Source organism: Pseudomonas sp. P5_B2 (genome assembly GCF_056400445.1).
Map to the genome: position 1 here is coordinate 1 of NZ_JBFULH010000058.1, position 17,246 is coordinate 17,246.

A 17,246-nucleotide genomic window follows, 5' to 3' on the forward strand; every position below is an offset into this window, starting at 1 on the left:
ACTACAACCTGCAACCGGGACCGATGTTGTTCCAGACTTCGGGTGACCTGGTCTKGACCCTCGTTGCCTCTCTGTACATCGGAAACGTCATCCTGCTGGTGCTGAACCTGCCCCTGGTGGGCTTGTGGGTCAAGCTGCTGCAGATTCCCCGGCCGTACCTGAATGCCGGCATTCTGGTGTTTGCCACCATCGGCGTGTATGGCATGCGCCACTCTTCGTTTGATCTGCTACTGATGCTCGGCATCGGCTGGGGCGGGGTGCTGATGCGGCGTTTCGATTTCCCCGTGGCACCCGTGATCGTCGGTATGTTGCTGGGGCCGATGGCTGAAAAACAACTGCGCAACGCCTTGTCCATCAGTCAGGGTGACTGGCTGATCTTTGTCACGCAACCCATCGCTGCGTCGTTCCTCGCGCTGACGCTTTTGGTGTTGATCGTTCCGCATTTGCTCCACGCTCGCGGCATCAAATTGCATGAGGATGATTGAGTCAAAACGCGACCTGTGTAGCAGCTGCCGGACGCAGGCTTTGCCAGCTGCAAAAACGTGTGCGAGGCTTTGGGCAGTTTTCTTCAATACGCGGAGCAAGGGTGCTCAGTACCGTGAGCGCTTGTTTCCCTGAATTGAAGAAGGTGTGCGATGAGTCTGATTATCTCCATGGCGACGTTTGCGCTGGTGGCGTCCATAACGCCGGGGCCGGTGAATATTGTGGCGTTGAGTTCGGGCGCGCAGTTTGGCTTTCGTGCCAGTCAACGGCACGTGGCCGGGGCAACGCTGGGGTTTGTATTGTTGCTGGTGTTGATGGGGCTGGGGCTGCACGAGGTCTTGCAGCTGTGGCCGGCGCTGACACAGGTGGTGCAACTGGCCGGCGTGGGGTTTTTGTTGTTCATGGCCTGGAAACTGGCGGCGGACGATGGTCGTCTCGATGCAAAGGCTTCTGCAAAGGCGCCGTCGATGGTGTACGGCGCGGTCATGCAATGGCTCAACCCGAAAGCCTGGCTGGCCTGCGTGGCGGGGATGGGCGCCTTCGTCGCGGACGGCGAGGCGCGGTTGGTGTGGCAGTTTGCGGCGGTGTATCTGGTGATCTGCTATGTGTCCGTCGGCTGCTGGGCCTACGCCGGGACATTTTTGCGTGGCTATCTGGGCAATGCAGCAGGCATGCGCTTGTTTAATCGACTCATGGCGTTGTTGTTGGCGGTCAGTGCGGTTTATTTAGTGCTGCCCTGATCAGCCGCGATACTGCCCCGGTGTCGCCGCCAGATGTTGTTTGAACGCCCGCTGAAAATGCGCYTGATCAGCAAACCCCGCTTCCAGCGCGACATCTGCGATCAACTTGCCGTTGCGCAATTGGTCGCGGGCAAACTGGATACGCCGGTTGACCAGAAATGCATGGGGTGTCATGCCGTAATGTTGTTTGAAGGCGCGGATCAGGTAGGACGGTGACAATTGAGCGGCTTCGCAAATGTCTTCGAGCTTGAGCAGCTGCGTGCAGTTGTCGCGGATGTAGTCGGCAGCGCGTTCCAGCTTGAAATTGGGTTCGCGCAGCGGTTGATCGACCGGATTGAGTCGTTGCTGTACATCGGTAAAAAACTCCACCGCAGCACTGTGTTTGCACAGCACGTCCTGCTGAGGATCGACCAGTGTTTCGTACAGACTCAGTAGGCCGGTAAACAGCTGGATATCGCGCGTGTGGGTGGTGGAAAAACGCCGAAATGCCAAGTCCTGGCTGAAGCCAAGCTGATGCTGTAAATCGGTCAGCCACGGTGTCTCGACGTACAGCATCAGGTACGACCACGGCTGGTCGTCGATCGGATTGCAGGCGTGAACATCCTCGGGATTCATCAGCACCACGGTGCCGGCGTTGACCTGAAACGCCGACTGCTCATGCAGGTAAGTGCTGCACCCGGCAGTGATCGCACCGATGGAGAAGTGCTCGTGGGCATGCCGGGTGTAGCAGACGTCGCGACCGTCGACGATGGAGCGGGCCTCGATGAAGGGCAGGGCGTCATCACGCCAGAAGCGCGGGGCTTTATCGGCGTTTTTGGCAGCAGCGAGCTTCATCGTCAGCGTCCTCGGCAGGTTAGCTCTGGAGTGTATTAGCTCTCGCCGTCAAAGGCTCGTTGCAAGGCAGCGATGTCGAGCTTTTTCATCTGCATCATGGCTTGCATGGCGCGCTGGGACTTGGTCGTGTCCGGGTCTTTCAACATCTCCATGAACGGGATCGGGACGATTTGCCAGGACAGTCCGTATTTGTCCTTGAGCCAGCCACATTGCTGGGCCTGCGGCTCGCCACCGGCGGAAAGCGTGCCCCAGTAATGGTCGATTTCTTCCTGAGTCTGGCAGTTGACCTGAAACGAAACCGCTTCATTGAACTTGAAATGGGGGCCGCCATTGAGGCCTGTAAACGGTTGCCCGTCCAGCTCGAAGCTGATCGTCAGCACCAGGCCTTCAGGCATGCCGTGAACCTCTTGGCCAGCCTTGCCATAATGAGTGGTGCCGGTGATTTTTGAATGATCGAAGATTGAACAGTAATACTTCGCCGCCTCTTCGGCCTGAGTGTCGAACCAGAGGCAGGGAGTCAGTTTTTGCACGCGTTGCATGATGGCGCTCCTCTACGGGTTACTCATGCTGGACTATCAGCGTAGTCAGGCTGGGGTCGATCAGATGGACCGTAGATCGATAACCTGATGAAAAGAGAAGTCAAATAGACTAGAAAATAGGTCGTAAAGACTCTTTTTGAATGTTGTCGATATGACTCTGCTTGTCTCAAGGCGTTGATTACACAGACGTTAATACTTGGCACGACACTTGATACTCCAAACGTACAACTGACCCGCTTCAGGAGTACGGCAAAATGTTCGATTTTTTCAATAACCCGCTGACCGTTCTGCACCTGTCGAGCAAAGTGCTGGGCGCCGGACTGGCCATGCTGTTGGCCGGCATCTATGGTGCCTACCTGTACGGCGGTCATTTATCGATCGTGGTGTTGGTGACGATGCATGCCATGACCATCATTGGGCCGACCCTCATCAAGATTGGCTACGTCATGCGCCTGCTGGCCCAATATCGGTTGGGTAAAGGCCTGACCCATGCGGTGGCTTGAAATGCGCAAACTGGCTGCAGTACCGGTGTTCAGTCTTGGGTTTCGACCGTTCTTTTTCGCCGGCGCCCTGTTTGCGGCGGTAGCCGTGGCGATCTGGGCGCTTTGGCTGTATGGCCGCTTGCCCGGCGCGCAACCCGTGGGCGGCATGTTGAGCTGGCATCGGCATGAGATGCCGTTCGGATTTGCCACGGCCATCATCGCCGGGTTCCTGTTGACGGCGGTACCGAACTGGACCGGGCGTCCCGGCTTGAGCGGCTGGCCCTTGATCGGGTTACTGCTGGTCTGGCTGCTGGCGCGATTGGCGTGGTTGCTGCCGATCCCTGAGCCGCTGTTGATTGCTCTGCAGACACCTTTTCTACCGCTGTTGGCGTGGATGTTGGGTCGGGATTTAGTCGCCGCCGGCAAGCGTGAGAATTATCCGATTCTGTTGGTGGTGGCGCTGATAGCCGGCTGCCAGGCACTGACCCTGTGGGGGATTGCCACCGACGACATCGGGCTGCAACGACGCGGTGTGCTGGCATCGCTGTGGCTGGTGGCGGCGTTGATGACGGTGATTGGCGGCCGGGTCATCCCGTTTTTCATTCAGCGCGGGCTGAACCGTCCCGCTACGCCTGCTGCGCATCCACTGCCCACTAAAATCCTGCTGGTGAGTTCGTTGTTGGCGGCGGTGTCCTTCGCCAGTGGTTTCAACGATGTCCCGAGGGTGTGGTTGGCGCTGTTGTTTTTGCTGATGGGCACTTTGCATATGCTGCGTTTGTGGCGCTGGCATGATCGAGGCATTTGGCGGGTGCCGCTGTTGTGGTCGCTGTACCTCGCCTATGCCTGGTTGGTGATCGCCGCGCTGGCGATGGCGCTCTGGCATGCGGGCCTGATCCCACAACAGAGTCTGGCCACCCATGCGCTGGCCGTGGGCGGTATCGGCGGGTTGATCCTGGCGATGATTGCCCGCGTCAGTCTCGGCCACACCGGGCGGCAGCTGCAACCGTCGAAAACCGTGGTGCTGGGGTTTGCCTTGTTGGTCGTCGCTGGCGCATGCAGGGTGTTGCTGGTTCCGTTTTCCGGGGCCGGGCTGGGCCTCTCGGCGCTGCTGTGGTGCGCGGCGTTCGGCCTGTTCCTGACGCGTTACACGTCGATCCTGTTTACGCCAAGGGCCTAGTGCCCCAGGCCGCCATGGTGAAAGCGAAAAAGCCACCGCTGGGCGAATTTTGCTGATGGCCTTTGTGGCGAGCGAGCCGTGCTGCCACAACAGCCCTTCAGCCGCACCAGCCGTGCTGCCACAACACCCCTCTGATCACCGCAAACTCTTTCACCCGCAAAGGCCGCCCATCGAGGAGGCTTTTGTGTGACCGGTGGTCGATGAACCGGTCTCGCCCGGCATTTTGCGCTTAGCTGAAGGGAGAACCCCAAGGCGCGCGTAGGCAGTTGATTGTCACAGCGACGCCCTTCAGAACACCGTGAGTCTGAGGACAATCACAATGCTGACCCTCAACATCAATGGCAAGGATCAGGAGTTCGATGTCCCGGCAGACATGCCGCTGCTCTGGGTGCTACGCGATGTTGCGCACCTCACCGGCACCAAATTCGGCTGTGGCATGGCCCAGTGCGGCGCCTGCACCGTGCACGTCGACGGTGCGCCGTTGCGTTCCTGTATCACGCCCGCTACCGCCGTGGCCCACGGACAGAAAATCCTCACCATCGAAGGCTTGTCCACCGACGGTTCGCACCCGGTGCAGCAAGCCTGGGCCGAACTCGATGTGGTGCAGTGCGGTTACTGCCAGTCCGGGCAAATCATGTCCGCCGCCGCGTTGCTGGCGAAAATTCCCAAACCAACCGACAGCGACATCGATCAGGCGCTCTCCGGCAACATCTGCCGTTGCGGCACCTACCCAAGGATTCGCGCGGCGGTCAAACGTGCCGCCGAGATCGGTTGACGTTGAGGGAGACTGGAACCATGAACAGCAACCCCCCGTTGTCGCGCCGTGGTTTTCTCAAGGGCAGCGCCCTGTTGGGTGGTGGTCTGGTGGTGGCATTTGTCATCCCCGGTGCCCATCGCTTTGCCTTGGGCGCGGAGAATCAAGGCAATATTTTTGCGCCCAATGCCTTCCTGCGGATCGGCAACGACAACAGCGTCACCGTGCTGCTCGGCCATTCGGAAATGGGCCAGGGCATCTGGACCGGCCTGACCATGTTGATCGCCGAAGAACTGGACGMCGACTGGTCGAAAATCCGCGTCGAACACTCACCGGCCTCGGCCGCAGAGTATGGAATGGCCGGTTTTGGCGGGATGCAGATCACCGGCGGTTCGACCTCGACCTGGATGGAGTTCGACCGCTACCGTCAGGCCGGGGCGGCCGCACGCCTGATGTTGGTCGAAGCGGCGGCCAAGCGGTTTGATGTTGCACCTTCGCAGATCCGCACCGAATCAGGCGTGGTCATCGCGGGCGACCAGCGTGCCACATATGGCGAACTGGCTGACGACGCCGGCCAGTTGCCGGTGCCGGATCCCGCCTCGATCGTGTTCAAGGAGGCCAAGGACTGGAAGATCATCGGCCAACCCACCCAACGCCTGGACACACCGGAGAAAATTACCGGTCAGGCCAAGTTCGGCATGGATGTGCAATTCGACGGTTTGATGACCGCCATGGTTGCCCGCCCGCCAGGGTTCGGAGGTAGCGTCAAATCCTTCGAAGGTGCCGCGGCGCTGGCGGTGCCGGGCGTGCATAAAGTGGTGCAAGTGCCCTCGGGCGTTGCGGTGATTGCTGATCATTTCTGGGCGGCGAAGCTGGGGCGCGATGCGCTGGAAATTGACTGGGACCTGGGGCCGAACACCGGCTTGGACAGCCAGAAACTGCTCTCGAGTTTCCGCAAACTCGCCGCCACTCCAGGCATTTCGGCCAGTAAGGCGGGCGATGCAACGGCCGCACTGGGCAAAGCTGCGAAGAAGATCAACGTCGAATACAGTGTGCCTTATCTGGCCCATGCACCGATGGAGCCGCTCAATTGCACGGTGAAATTCAGTCAGGACAAATGCGAGATCTGGACCGGCACCCAGTTTCAGACGCTGGATCAAATCATCGCCGGTAAAATTACCGGGCTCAAACCCGAACAGGTGGAGATTCATACCGAGTTTCTCGGCGGCGGTTTTGGGCGCCGGGCCAATCCGACGTCGGATTTTGTCGCTGAAGCGGTGCAGGTTGCCAAGGCGGCGGGCGCGCCGGTGAAAACCGTGTGGTCCCGTGAGGACGACATTCGCGGCGGTTACTACCGTTCGATGTTCCTGCATCAGGCGAATATCGGGCTGGATACCGACGGTATGCCGGTGGCCTGGAAGCATGTGCTGGTCGGGCAGTCGATTATGGCCGACACCTCGCTGGAGGCGAGCATGGTCAAGGGTGGCGTCGACAAAACATCGGTGGAAGGCGTCGCCGATAGCCCATACATCGAAGACCTGGCCGATCACCAGGTGGAACTGCACTCACCGAAAACCGGGATCGCCGTGTTGTGGTTGCGCTCGGTCGGGCACACTCACACGGCGTTCGTCATGGAGTCGTTGATCGATGAATTGGCCGAGGCGGCCGGCAAGGATCCGGTGGATTACCGACGCACCTTGCTCAAGAACCACCCGCGGCACTTGGGCGTGCTCAATCTGGCGGTCGAGAAAGCCAACTGGGGCGCACCATTGCCCGACGGTCACGCGGTGGGTGTGGCGGTGCACGAGTCGTTCGGCAGCTTTGTGGCGCAGGTCGCCGAAGTGTCCCAGGAGAATCTGAAAATCCGCGTGCACCGGGTGGTGTGCGCGGTGGATTGCGGAATAGCGGTCAATCCGCAGAGTATCGCCGCGCAGATGGAGTCGTGCATCACCTTCGGCCTGAGCTTCGCCTTGCACAGCAAACTGACCGTCAAGGGCGGGAAGGTGATGCAATCCAATTTCCACGATTACAAGGTGCTACGGCTTAACGAAATGCCGGTGGTCGAGGTGCATATCCTGCCGAGCAGCGACAAGCCCGGAGGCATCGGCGAGACCGGTGTTCCGCCTACCGCACCGGCGGTCGCCAACGCTGTGTTCGCCCTGACCGGACAGCGCCTGCGCGAGCTACCGCTGCAACTGTCGGGGGTGTGAGATGAAACGACATCTGATGCTGGGCGCGGTGCTGTTGGTCGGCCTGGCGGGCTACACCGAAGACCTGTATGCGGACGACAAGGAAGCGATAAAGGCCTTCGAAACGGTGCAGAAGGTCTTTCAAAGCCCGCGTTGCCAGAACTGCCATATTCCGGGCGATTCGCCGCTGCAATTCGATGCCGGGATTCCCCACGCGATGAACGTGGTGCGCGGGATGGACGGCAAGGGCGCGGCCGGTTTGCCCTGTACCACGTGTCATGCCGAGTCCAACCCGCCAGCCAGTTACGGGCCGCATGCGCCACCGGGGGCACCGCACTGGAGCCTGCCGCCCGCGGCGCACAAAATGGCCTGGAACGCACTGCCAGCCGACAAGTTATGCGCGATGATCAAGGACCGCTCCAGCAATGGCGACCGTGATTTCGCCGCGCTGATCAAGCATGTCAGCGACGATAAATTGGTGCTGTGGGGCTGGAATCCCGGCGAGGGCAGGGCGCCGGTGCCGGTGCCTCACGACGTTTTCGTCGCGCAATTCAAGCTGTGGGCGGAGGCGGGAGGGCCGTGCCCGCGGGTGGGCAGTTGACCGGTGGTCCGTCACACGGAGTCAATGCGCGTATGACCTACTCTAAAGATCATACCCGCCAATGGAGTTAGCCATGTTAATCCCAGGCAAGCCGGTCAAACCAGGTGCAGGTGGCGTTCCTTTACGTTCCCCTCAAGAAGAGCGCGAATGGTTACGCGAATTGGCGCGCAAGGCCGAACAAGAGCTGTTGGGCGTACAGATGGCGAGCATGGACGAGTTGACCCTGCTCCCCAACCGACACGGGTTCGCCACGCTGGCCGAGCAAGGCCTGGACGCCTGTCAGCGGCTGGAGAAACCGGCCACGTTGTTGCTGTTCAACCTGGATGATTTCAAACGCTTGCATTACCTGTATGGCAGTACCGCGAGCGGCAAAGCGTTGAAAATCTTCGCCGACGTGCTGCGCATCGCTTTTCGCGAAAGCGATGTCATTGGCCGACTGAGCAGCGACAAATTTGTCGCGTTGCTCACGGGTTCAGGCACGGTGGAACTCGCCGCGATCAAGGCCCGCCTCGAAGAAATACTCGCCGAGCGCAATGCCGCGGCCCGTCGTGTCAATGACCTGCGCTTCAGTCTCGGCCAGATCGAATACGACCCCTTGCGTCACGACTCAATCGAAGGGCTGTTGGCCGAGGCGGACGCGTTCACTTGGCAAACAACTGACTGATGTCCTTGAAGGCCTTGAACTCCAGCGCATTGCCGCAAGGATCAAAGAGGAACATCGTCGCTTGCTCGCCCACCTGCCCCTGAAAGCGAATGCCCGGTTCGATCACGAACGACGTGCCCACCGCGGTCAGGCGCTGCGCCAGCGCCTCCCACTCACTCATGCTCAAGACTACGCCGAAATGCGGCACAGGCACGTTGTGGCCGTCCACCGCATTGGTGTGAGCGGCCTCCTGCGAGGCATTTTTCGGTGCCAGGTGAATCACCAATTGGTGGCCGAAAAAGTTGAAATCGACCCAGTGATCGCTGGAGCGACCTTCTTCCAGACCGAACACTTCGCCATAAAAATTCCGTGCTGCGGTCAAGTCATACACTGGAATTGCCAAGTGAAAAGGGGACAGTTGCATTGGGCGGGTCTCGGATTGTGGTAGGTATGAGACTAAGTTTAGCGCTGTGCTTTTCGATTGAAAGACGATAGTTTTTGCGTCGAGCTCAAATTATTTCGATCAATCGAGAGTGCCATGCTGCGGGAACTGAAAACTTTCATTGCCGTCACGCGTTACGGCACCTTCGCTGCCGCCGGCATGCACATCGGCCTTACGCAGTCGGCGGTCAGCGCACAGATGCGCAATCTGGAACAGACGCTGGGCATCCGTCTGTTCGACCGCACCGGGCGTCAGGCGATTCTCAACGCCGCAGGCCAGCGGGCATTACCGTTGGCCAAAGAGATGCTTGACACCTTCAGCCGCATGGCGATCAGTGATGACGTCAGTGAATACCGAGGTGAATTGAAGATTGGTGCAGTGGCCACGGCTCAGACCGGGTTGCTGCCCCAGGCGTTGTTGCGGTTGAGGCAGCAGGCACCGTTGCTGGAGCCGAAACTGGTGCCGGGTGTGTCGCTGAATCTATTGAACCAGGTGGACACCGGTGAGGTGGATTTGGCGATTCTGATCAAGCCGCCGTTTGAACTGCCAAAGGAATTGTCGGCGCAGGTCATTCGCCGTGAGCCGTTCGTGCTGATCGTGCCGATGGACCTTGAGGGCGATGACCCGTTAAAGATGCTCGCCGACCATCCGCAGGTGCGTTATGACCGCAACTCGTTTGGCGGACGTCTGGTGACGCGGTTTTTGCGTGAGCAGCAGATTGACGTGCAGGTGGCGCTGGAGCTGGACGAGCTGGAAGCCATCGTGAAAATGGTTGAGTGCGGGTTGGGCGTTTCGTTGCTGCCCGAGGCGGGGTTGTGGCTAGAGTATGGGGCGAAGGTCAGGATCATCTCGCTGGGCGAGCTTACGTTTTACCGGGAAATCGTTCTGTTGCAACGCTATAGCCAGCGTACGCAGCCGATCCAGCAGCTATTCGCCCGGTGCCTCACACATCCCGACAACTAAACACAAATCCCCTGTAGGAGTTTGCATGGTTCTCTGGAATCGCAGGCATAAAAAAACCCGCCAGAATCGGCGGGTTTTTTGGGTCAGCTGAAGATTACTCTTCCAGGCTACCCATCGCAGTGGTGTTGAAACCACCGTCTACGTACATGATTTCGCCGCTGATACCGGACGCCAGGTCCGAGCACAGGAAGGCGCCGGCATTGCCGACTTCGTCAATGGTGACGTTGCGACGCAGCGGGGTTTGCGCTTCGTTGGCAGCCAGCATTTTGCGGAAGTTCTTGATGCCAGAAGCGGCGAGGGTGCGGATCGGGCCAGCCGATACGCAGTTGACGCGGGTGCCGTCCGGGCCCAGGGAGCCGGCCAGGTAACGTACGCCAGCTTCCAGCGAAGCCTTGGCCATGCCCATCACGTTGTAGTTTGGCATGGTGCGCTCGGCGCCCAGGTACGACAGGGTCAGCAGGCTGCCGTTGCGGCCTTTCATCATTTCGCGACCAGCTTTGGCCAGGGCCACGAAGCTGTAGGCGCTGATGTCGTGAGCGATGCGGAAACCTTCACGGGTGGTGGCTTCGGTGAAGTCGCCGTCCAGTTGGTCGCCCGGGGCGAAGCCGACGGAGTGCACGATGCAGTCCAGGCCGTCCCACTTTTTGCTCAGCTCAACGAAGACCTTGGCGATTTCTTCATCGCTGGCCACGTCGCACGGGAAGCACAGTTCAGGGCTCGAACCCCAGCCTTGTGCGAACTCTTCGACACGACCCTTTAGTTTGTCGTTCTGATAAGTGAAGGCAAGCTCAGCGCCCTCGCGATGCATGGCGGCAGCGATGCCGGATGCGATGGACAGCTTGCTGGCGACACCGACGATCAGTACGCGCTTACCGGCGAGAAAACCCATGTGTTGCTCCTCTCTTTCAGGTTATTACGCAGTGGCTGGTGCCAGGAAAGCGGCTTCCAGCAACTGCTGTGTATACGGATGTTGGGGGGCGGCAAAGATACTTTGCGCGTCTCCCTGTTCGACCACTTGGCCTTGCTTGACCACCATCAGCTGGTGGCTCAGCGCCTTGACGACAGCCAAATCATGGCTGATAAACAAATACGTCAGGTTGTACTTGGTTTGCAGTGACCGCAGCAGCTCCACTACTTGGCGTTGTACGGTGCGGTCGAGGGCCGAGGTCGGCTCGTCCAGCAAAATCAACGCCGGTTTTAGCACTAATGCCCGGGCAATGGCGATTCTCTGCCGTTGCCCGCCGGAAAATTCGTGGGGGTAGCGGTTCCGGGTTTCCGGGTCCAGACCTACCTCCTTGAGTGCCGCAATAATCGCTTGTTCCTGTTCCGCCTCGGTGCCCATCTTGTGGATCCGCAGGCCTTCGCCGACGATCTGGCTCACGCACATCCGTGGGCTCAGGCTACCGAACGGGTCCTGAAACACCACCTGCATCTCCCGCCGCAACGGCCGAACCTCGTTCTGCGTCAGGCAGTCTAGCTGCTTGCCTTCAAAACGGATCGTGCCTTTGCTGGCAATCAACCGCAAAATCGCCAGACCGAGCGTCGATTTGCCCGAACCGCTCTCACCGACAATCCCCAGGGTCTGCCCCTGCGGCAGGCTGAAATTGATCCCGTCCACCGCTTTGATGTGGTCAACGGTCTTTTTCAGCAGGCCTTTCTTGATCGGGAACCAGACTTTCAGGTCCTCGACTTGCAGCAATGGCGGCCCGATAACATWGGTCGCCGGCTTGCCGCTGGGCTCCGCTGCCAGCAATTCCCGAGTGTACGGATGCTGCGGCGCACGGAACAACTCTTCGCACGATGCCTGTTCGACGATGCAACCGCGCTGCATGACACATACGCGATGCGCAATTCTTCGCACAAGGTTCAAATCGTGGCTGATCAGCAGCAGCGCCATGCCCAACCGGGCCTGTAATTCCTTGAGTAATTCGAGGATTTTCAGCTGAACGGTCACGTCCAGTGCAGTGGTCGGTTCGTCGGCGATCAACAGCTCCGGCTCATTGGCCAAGGCCATGGCGATCATGACCCGCTGGCGCTGACCGCCGGACAATTCGTGGGGCAGGGCTTTCAGGCGTTTTTCCGGCTCGGGAATGCCGACCATCTCCAGCAGTTCCAGAGTGCGTTTAGTCGCCACTTTGCCGATCAGGCCTTTGTGGATGCCCAGCACCTCGTTGATCTGTTTTTCGATGGAGTGCAACGGGTTGAGCGAGGTCATCGGCTCCTGGAAAATCATCGCGATCCGGTTGCCGCGGATGTGGCGCAGGGTCTTTTCATTTTGGTCCAGCAGGTTTTTCCCACCGTACTCGATGGTGCCGGACGGATGCCGGGCGATCGGGTAGGGCAGCAATCGCAGGATCGAGTGGGCGGTGACCGACTTGCCGGAACCGCTTTCACCGACCAGCGCCAAAGTTTCACCGCGGCGGATATCAAAGCTCACGCCTTCGACCACTCGTTGCACACGCTCGCCGACGCCAAACTCGACGGACAGGTCGCGCACTTCGATCAGATTGTCCGGATTCATTTCACTTCCTCGGGTCGAAGGCATCGCGAGCGGACTCGCCGATAAACACCAGCAAACTCAACATGATCGCCAGCACCGCAAACGCGCTGATGCCGAGCCAGGGCGCCTGCAGGTTGGATTTACCCTGGGCCACCAGCTCACCCAGCGACGGCGCGCCGGGTGGCAAGCCGAAACCGAGGAAATCCAGCGCGGTCAGGGTGCCGATCGCGCCGGTCAGGATGAACGGCATGAACGTCATGGTCGAGACCATGGCGTTGGGCAGGATGTGGCGGAACATGATCGCACCGTTCTGCATCCCCAGTGCCCGCGCCGCGCGCACGTATTCAAGGTTACGCCCGCGCAGGAACTCGGCGCGCACCACGTCCACCAGGCTCATCCATGAAAACAGCAACATGATCCCCAGCAGCCACCAGAAGTTCGGCTGCACGAAGCTGGCCAGGATGATCAGCAGGTACAGCACTGGTAAACCGGACCAGATTTCCAGAAACCGCTGCCCGGCCAGGTCCACCCAGCCGCCATAGAAACCCTGCAAGGCCCCGGCAATCACACCAATGATTGAGCTGAGAATGGTCAGGGTGAGGGCGAACAACACCGAAATCCGGAAGCCGTAAATCACCCGTGCCAGCACGTCGCGGCCTTGATCGTCGGTACCGAGCAGGTTTTCCATCGACGGTGGTGCGGGGGCCGGGACTTTCAGGTCGTAGTTGATGCTTTGATAACTGTAGGGAATCGGCGCCCACAGCACCCAAGCGTCCTTGGCCTTGAGCAGTTCGCGGATGTACGGGCTCTTGTAGTTGGCTTCCAGCGGGAATTCACCGCCGAAAGTGGTTTCGGGGTAACGCTTGAGCGCCGGGAAGTACCAGCTGTTGTCGTAGTGCACCACCAGCGGTTTGTCGTTGGCGATCAGTTCGGCGCCAAGGCTCAGGCCGAACAGCACCAGAAACAGCCACAGCGACCACCAGCCACGCTTGTTGGACTTGAAAAGTTCGAAACGGCGTCGATTGAGCGGGGACAGGTTCATCTCAATGCTCCCGGCTTTCGAAGTCGATGCGCGGATCGACAAAGGTGTAGGTCAGGTCACCGATCAGTTTCACCACCAGGCCCAGCAAGGTGAAGATAAACAGCGTGCCAAACACCACCGGGTAATCGCGGTTGATCGCGGCTTCAAAGCTCATCAGGCCGAGCCCGTCGAGGGAGAAAATCACTTCCACCAGCAACGAGCCGGTAAAGAAGATGCCGATAAACGCTGACGGGAACCCGGCGATCACCAGCAACATGGCGTTGCGGAACACATGGCCGTACAGCACACGGTGACGGGTCAGGCCCTTGGCTTTGGCGGTGACCACGTACTGCTTGTTGATTTCGTCGAGGAAGCTGTTTTTGGTCAGCAGGGTCATGGTCGCGAAGTTGCCGATCACCAACGCCGTCACCGGCAAGGCCAGGTGCCAGAAGTAATCGAGGATTTTTCCGCCCATGCTCAGTTCGTCGAAATTGTTCGACGTCAGCCCACGCAACGGGAACCAGTCAAAATAGCTGCCGCCAGCAAATACCACGATCAGCAGGATCGCAAACAGGAACGCCGGGATCGCGTAACCGACGATGATCGCCGAACTGGTCCAGACGTCAAAGTGGCTGCCGTGTCGCGTGGCCTTGGCGATCCCCAGCGGGATCGACACCAGGTACATGATCAGCGTGCTCCACAACCCGAGGGAGATCGACACCGGCATCTTTTCCTTGATCAGGTCGATGACCTTGGCATCGCGAAAGAAGCTGTCGCCGAAGTCCAGAGACGCGTAGTTCTTCACCATGATCCACAAGCGTTCCGGCGCCGATTTGTCGAAGCCGTACATGTGCTCGATTTCCTTGACCAGCGCCGGGTCCAGGCCTTGGGCACCACGATAGGCGGAGCCGGCCACTGACACTTCGGCACCGCCACCGGCGATGCGACTGGTGGCGCCTTCGAAGCCTTCGAGCTTGGCGATCATCTGCTCTACCGGACCGCCGGGAGCGGCCTGGATGATCACGAAGTTGATCAGCAAAATACCGAACAAGGTCGGAATGATCAGCAACAGTCGCCGAAAAATATACGCCAGCATCTGATTACTCCGTGCCCGCAGGGGTGGCTTGCAGGATGGCTTCGACTTCTATCGCAGGTTTCGCGTCAGGCTTGATCCACCAGGTGTTTGTGCCGATGTCGTACAGCGGTGAGATTTTCGGATGGCCGATGTGGTTCCAGTAAGCCACGCGCCAGGTCTTGATGTGCCAGTTGGGGATCACGTAATAACCCCATTGCAGCACGCGGTCCAGTGCACGGGCATGCGCTACCAGGCTTTTGCGCGAATCGGCGTTGATCAGTTGCTCGACCAGTTGGTCCACCACCGGGTCTTTGAGGCCCATGGAATTGCGGCTGCCGGGTTTGTCGGCGGCGGCCGACATCCAGAATTCGCGCTGTTCGTTGCCAGGAGAACTGGACTGCGGGAAGCTGCCGACGATCATGTCGAAATCCCGTGAGCGCACGCGGTTGATGTACTGCGAGACGTCGACCCGGCGGATCACCAGGTCGATCCCCAGGTCGCTGAGGTTGCGTTTGAACGGCAGCAGCACCCGCTCGAATTCGGTCTGGGCCAGCAGGAATTCGATTTTCACCGGTTTGCCGGTGGCATCGACCATTTTGTCATCGACGATCCGCCAGCCGGCCTCTTGCAACAGTTGATAGGCTTTGCGCTGGTGGTCGCGAATCATGCCGCTGGCATCGGTCACCGGGTTCTGGAACGCTTCGCTGAAGACCTGCTCGGGGATCTTGCCGCGAAACGGATCGAGCACAACCAGTTGATCGGCATCCGGCAGGCCGGTGGCGGCCATTTCCGAGTTCTCGAAATAGCTGCGGGTGCGCGCGTAGGCACCGTTGAACAATTGCTTGTTGGTCCATTCAAAATCCAGCAGCAACGACATGGCCTCACGCACACGCACGTCCTGGAACAACGGGCGACGCAGGTTGAACACAAAACCCTGCATGCCGGTGGTGTTGCCGTTGGGGATCTGTTCCTTGATCAACCGGCCTTCGGTGACGGCCGGGACGTTGTAGGCGTTCGCCCAGTTCTTGGCGGTCATCTCCAGCCAGTAATCGAACTGCCCGGCCTTGAACGCTTCGAGCGCCACGGTGTTGTCGCGGTAGTAATCAGTGGTCATCACATCGAAGTTGTAGAACCCGCGATTGACCGGCAAGTCCTTGCCCCAGTAATCCTTGACCCGCTCATAGCGAATCGAGCGCCCGGCCTTCACTTGACTGACCTTGTACGGGCCACTGCCCAGCGGTATTTCAAGGTTGCCTTTGTTGAAATCGCGGTCGGCCCACCAATGCTTGGGCAACACCGGCAGTTGGCCGAGGATCAGCGGCAGCTCACGGTTGTTGGAGTGCTTGAACTTGAACAACACGGTCAGCGGGTCTTCGACAACCGCTTCCTCGACGTCGTTGTAGTAACCGCGATAGAGCGGCGCGCCGTCCTTGGTCAGCGTCTGGAAGCTGAACACCACGTCTTCGGCACGAATCGGATGGCCATCGTGGAAGCGCGCTTCAGGGCGCAGGTAGAAACGCACCCAGCTGTTGTCCGGGGCTTTCTCGATCTTGCCGGCCACCAGGCCATATTCGGTGAACGGCTCGTCCAGACCTTGTCTGGCGAGGGTGTCGTAGATCATGCCGATGTCGTCGGCCGGAACGCCCTTGCTGATAAACGGATTGAGGCTGTCGAAGCCACCGAAGCCGGCCTGACGAAAGATCCCGCCCTTGGGCGCATCCGGGTTCACATAGTCGAAATGTTTAAAGTCCGCGGGGTACTTTGGCGGTTCGTTGTAGAGGGTCAAAGCGTGTTGCGGGGCGGCACAGGCCAGCCCGGCGAACAGCAGGCCACTGGCCTGCAACAGCAGGGCGCGTACGGGTTTCATCGATCCTTCTCCGAAGACTTCAGCCACCACGCGCTCAGGCCCAGGGTGTAGGGCGGCGTGGTGACAAAGGCCAACCGGTTACGGTAGGCCAGGCGGTGATAATTGAGGTACCAGTTGGGAATGCTGTAGTGCTGCCACAGCAACACGCGGTCGAGGGCTTTGCCGGCGGCGACTTGTTCGTCACGGCTCTGGGCGGCGAGCAGTTGTTCGAGTAAATGGTCGACCATCGGGTTGGCGATACCGGCGTAGTTTTTACTGCCCTTGATCCCGACCTGGCTGGAATGAAAATACTGCCACTGCTCCAGACCCGGGCTGAGGGTCTGGTTGAGGGTCATCAAAATCATGTCGAAGTCGAACTGATCCAGGCGCTGTTTGTACTGGGCGCGGTCAACGCTGCGCAGTCGCGCGTCGATGCCGATGCTGGCGAGATTCTCGACGTAGGGCTGGAGGATACGTTCCAGGTTCGGGTTGACCAGCAGAATTTCAAATCGCAGCGGTTGGCCGACGGCGTTCTGTACGCGCTGGCCATTGAGCTTCCAGCCGGCCTCGGCGAGCAGTGCCAGGGCTTTGCGCAGGTTTTCCCTTGGAATGCCGCGACCATCGGTTTGCGGCAGGCTGAAGGGCTCGGTGAAAAGTTTGGCGGGCAACTGTTCGCGGTATGGCTTGAGCAGCAGCCATTCATGGCCGACCGGCAGGCCGGTGGCCGAGAATTCGCTGTTGGGGTAGTAACTCAGGGAGCGCTTGTAGGCGCCGCTGAACAGCGTGCGGTTGGTCCACTCGAAGTCGAACATCATTCCCAAGGCTTCACGGACTTTGGTCTCGGCAAAGGTCGGGCGTCGGGTGTTCATGAACAGACCCTGGCTCTGAGTCGGGATCTGATGCGCGATCTGCGCTTTGATCACGTCACCGCGTCGTACCGCCGGGAAGTTATACCCG

The 17,246-nt window shown here is 59.5% G+C and carries 18 protein-coding genes; 9 read left to right on the forward strand and 9 right to left on the reverse strand.

Features of this window, described 5'->3' with window-relative positions; genetic code table 11:
• Nucleotides 1-485 (forward strand): tripartite tricarboxylate transporter permease (locus AC1DRJ_RS08420; protein ID WP_477801719.1); only part of this gene is annotated, 485 nt, incomplete at its 5' end.
• Nucleotides 486-635: 150 nt separating this feature from the next.
• Entirely contained in the window at nucleotides 636-1,223 is a 588-nt protein-coding gene (locus AC1DRJ_RS08425) for a LysE family translocator (RefSeq protein ID WP_477801720.1), read from the forward strand.
• On the opposite strand, the gene AC1DRJ_RS08430 is transcribed toward AC1DRJ_RS08425, so the two are convergent.
• Complete coding sequence (locus AC1DRJ_RS08430; protein WP_477801721.1) at nucleotides 1,224-2,057, reverse strand: AraC family ligand binding domain-containing protein; 834 nt, start codon at nucleotides 2,055-2,057, stop codon at nucleotides 1,224-1,226.
• Nucleotides 2,058-2,092: 35 nt separating this feature from the next.
• Complete coding sequence (locus tag AC1DRJ_RS08435) at nucleotides 2,093-2,596, reverse strand: VOC family protein (protein WP_477801722.1); 504 nt, start codon at nucleotides 2,594-2,596, stop codon at nucleotides 2,093-2,095.
• Between the two features lie 254 nt (nucleotides 2,597-2,850).
• On the opposite strand from AC1DRJ_RS08435, the gene AC1DRJ_RS08440 reads away from it, so the two are divergent.
• From AC1DRJ_RS08440 to AC1DRJ_RS08465, 6 genes are all read left to right on the forward strand, one after another.
• Complete coding sequence (locus AC1DRJ_RS08440; RefSeq protein ID WP_477801723.1) at nucleotides 2,851-3,099, forward strand: transmembrane sensor/regulator PpyR; 249 nt, start codon at nucleotides 2,851-2,853, stop codon at nucleotides 3,097-3,099.
• Between the two features lies 1 nt (nucleotide 3,100).
• Nucleotides 3,101-4,255 (forward strand): NnrS family protein, encoded by a 1,155-nt coding sequence (locus AC1DRJ_RS08445; protein WP_477801735.1) that lies wholly within the window; start codon nucleotides 3,101-3,103, stop codon nucleotides 4,253-4,255.
• Nucleotides 4,256-4,574: 319 nt separating this feature from the next.
• A complete protein-coding gene (locus AC1DRJ_RS08450) occupies nucleotides 4,575-5,030 on the forward strand; it encodes a (2Fe-2S)-binding protein (RefSeq protein WP_477801724.1) in 456 nt (151 codons plus the stop codon).
• A 20-nt stretch (nucleotides 5,031-5,050) separates the two neighbouring features.
• On the forward strand, nucleotides 5,051-7,219 hold the full coding sequence (locus AC1DRJ_RS08455) for a xanthine dehydrogenase family protein molybdopterin-binding subunit (RefSeq protein ID WP_477801725.1): 2,169 nt from the start codon (nucleotides 5,051-5,053) through the stop codon (nucleotides 7,217-7,219).
• Between the two features lies 1 nt (nucleotide 7,220).
• Nucleotides 7,221-7,799 (forward strand): hypothetical protein, encoded by a 579-nt coding sequence (locus AC1DRJ_RS08460; protein ID WP_477801726.1) that lies wholly within the window; start codon nucleotides 7,221-7,223, stop codon nucleotides 7,797-7,799.
• A gap of 73 nt (nucleotides 7,800-7,872) precedes the next feature.
• Nucleotides 7,873-8,463 carry a GGDEF domain-containing protein gene (locus AC1DRJ_RS08465; protein WP_477801727.1) on the forward strand — a complete coding sequence of 197 codons (591 nt, stop codon included), beginning with the start codon at nucleotides 7,873-7,875 and terminating at the stop codon, nucleotides 8,461-8,463.
• On the opposite strand, the gene AC1DRJ_RS08470 is transcribed toward AC1DRJ_RS08465, so the two are convergent.
• Nucleotides 8,441-8,866 carry a VOC family protein gene (locus AC1DRJ_RS08470; RefSeq protein WP_477801728.1) on the reverse strand — a complete coding sequence of 142 codons (426 nt, stop codon included), beginning with the start codon at nucleotides 8,864-8,866 and terminating at the stop codon, nucleotides 8,441-8,443. The genes AC1DRJ_RS08465 and AC1DRJ_RS08470 overlap by 23 nt on opposite strands.
• Before the next feature lie 114 nt (nucleotides 8,867-8,980).
• Between AC1DRJ_RS08470 and AC1DRJ_RS08475 the strand changes: the two genes are divergently transcribed.
• Nucleotides 8,981-9,847, forward strand: a complete 867-nt coding sequence (locus AC1DRJ_RS08475) for a LysR family transcriptional regulator (RefSeq protein WP_477801729.1) — start codon at nucleotides 8,981-8,983, stop codon at nucleotides 9,845-9,847.
• A 94-nt stretch (nucleotides 9,848-9,941) separates the two neighbouring features.
• Here the strand turns inward: AC1DRJ_RS08475 and fabI are convergent, their stop codons facing one another.
• From fabI to AC1DRJ_RS08505, 6 genes are all read right to left on the reverse strand, one after another.
• Nucleotides 9,942-10,736, reverse strand: a complete 795-nt coding sequence (gene fabI / locus AC1DRJ_RS08480) for an enoyl-ACP reductase FabI (RefSeq protein WP_477801730.1) — start codon at nucleotides 10,734-10,736, stop codon at nucleotides 9,942-9,944.
• Nucleotides 10,737-10,760: 24 nt separating this feature from the next.
• Complete coding sequence (locus tag AC1DRJ_RS08485; protein WP_477801731.1) at nucleotides 10,761-12,368, reverse strand: ABC transporter ATP-binding protein; 1,608 nt, start codon at nucleotides 12,366-12,368, stop codon at nucleotides 10,761-10,763.
• A 1-nt stretch (nucleotide 12,369) separates the two neighbouring features.
• On the reverse strand, nucleotides 12,370-13,389 hold the full coding sequence (locus tag AC1DRJ_RS08490) for an ABC transporter permease (protein WP_477801732.1): 1,020 nt from the start codon (nucleotides 13,387-13,389) through the stop codon (nucleotides 12,370-12,372).
• A gap of 1 nt (nucleotide 13,390) precedes the next feature.
• Nucleotides 13,391-14,464: a microcin C ABC transporter permease YejB gene (locus AC1DRJ_RS08495; protein WP_007944575.1), complete on the reverse strand. Its 1,074-nt coding sequence runs from the start codon at nucleotides 14,462-14,464 to the stop codon at nucleotides 13,391-13,393.
• A gap of 4 nt (nucleotides 14,465-14,468) precedes the next feature.
• Nucleotides 14,469-16,310 carry an extracellular solute-binding protein gene (locus tag AC1DRJ_RS08500; RefSeq protein WP_477801733.1) on the reverse strand — a complete coding sequence of 614 codons (1,842 nt, stop codon included), beginning with the start codon at nucleotides 16,308-16,310 and terminating at the stop codon, nucleotides 14,469-14,471.
• The coding region (locus AC1DRJ_RS08505; RefSeq protein WP_477801734.1) for an ABC transporter substrate-binding protein at nucleotides 16,307-17,246 on the reverse strand (940 nt) is incomplete at its 5' end. The genes AC1DRJ_RS08500 and AC1DRJ_RS08505, both read right to left, overlap by 4 nt.

Coding starts and splice junctions, on each gene's coding strand:
- AC1DRJ_RS08445 (WP_477801735.1), top strand. CDS start 3,101: ATGCGCAAACTGGCTGCAGTACCGGTGTTCAGTCTTGGGTTTCGACCG.
- AC1DRJ_RS08475 (WP_477801729.1), top strand. CDS start 8,981: ATGCTGCGGGAACTGAAAACTTTCATTGCCGTCACGCGTTACGGCACC.
- AC1DRJ_RS08425 (WP_477801720.1), top strand. CDS start 636: ATGAGTCTGATTATCTCCATGGCGACGTTTGCGCTGGTGGCGTCCATA.
- AC1DRJ_RS08440 (WP_477801723.1), top strand. CDS start 2,851: ATGTTCGATTTTTTCAATAACCCGCTGACCGTTCTGCACCTGTCGAGC.
- AC1DRJ_RS08450 (WP_477801724.1), top strand. CDS start 4,575: ATGCTGACCCTCAACATCAATGGCAAGGATCAGGAGTTCGATGTCCCG.
- AC1DRJ_RS08495 (WP_007944575.1), bottom strand. CDS start 14,464: ATGCTGGCGTATATTTTTCGGCGACTGTTGCTGATCATTCCGACCTTG.
- AC1DRJ_RS08470 (WP_477801728.1), bottom strand. CDS start 8,866: ATGCAACTGTCCCCTTTTCACTTGGCAATTCCAGTGTATGACTTGACC.
- AC1DRJ_RS08435 (WP_477801722.1), bottom strand. CDS start 2,596: ATGCAACGCGTGCAAAAACTGACTCCCTGCCTCTGGTTCGACACTCAG.
- AC1DRJ_RS08460 (WP_477801726.1), top strand. CDS start 7,221: ATGAAACGACATCTGATGCTGGGCGCGGTGCTGTTGGTCGGCCTGGCG.
- AC1DRJ_RS08490 (WP_477801732.1), bottom strand. CDS start 13,389: ATGAACCTGTCCCCGCTCAATCGACGCCGTTTCGAACTTTTCAAGTCC.
- fabI (WP_477801730.1), bottom strand. CDS start 10,736: ATGGGTTTTCTCGCCGGTAAGCGCGTACTGATCGTCGGTGTCGCCAGC.
- AC1DRJ_RS08465 (WP_477801727.1), top strand. CDS start 7,873: ATGTTAATCCCAGGCAAGCCGGTCAAACCAGGTGCAGGTGGCGTTCCT.
- AC1DRJ_RS08500 (WP_477801733.1), bottom strand. CDS start 16,310: ATGAAACCCGTACGCGCCCTGCTGTTGCAGGCCAGTGGCCTGCTGTTC.